This is a genomic window from Pseudoalteromonas sp. CR1, assembly GCF_019392235.1.
GTDB lineage: Bacteria > Pseudomonadota > Gammaproteobacteria > Enterobacterales > Alteromonadaceae > Pseudoalteromonas.
In genome coordinates this window covers 1-250 of the sequence record NZ_JAHXRM010000466.1, presented here as the reverse complement: position 1 = coordinate 250, position 250 = coordinate 1, and the positions used below count along the sequence as shown (strand labels likewise).

Sequence of the window (250 nt, the reverse complement as noted above, 5' to 3'; positions counted from 1 at the left end):
CCTCGCCGCGTCAACGACTCTATCGCGCCGAGCTTGGCCCTAGGCGTATTCCAAGTAACCTTGTCCACGCCGGGGGTATTTTTGCCTTTGTTTTCAGACACCCGTTTCACAGCAAATGCCTTGCCACTGAACGAGTGAGTCAGCAGCCATTGCAGGGCTTTCACCTTGTTATGTCTGCCATCTTGTACAGCCTTCACAATACGCGCTTGCAGCCCTCTGACACGACGTTGTACGGCGATCCAATCGATGC

The 250-nt window shown here is 54.4% G+C and carries 1 protein-coding gene; it reads right to left on the bottom strand.

The window, feature by feature from the left end; all coding sequences use genetic code 11:
* Nucleotides 1-248 (bottom strand): reverse transcriptase N-terminal domain-containing protein (locus KZZ04_RS20170; protein ID WP_368735910.1); only part of this gene is annotated, 248 nt, incomplete at its 3' end.
* Nucleotides 249-250: the final 2 nt, after the last annotated feature.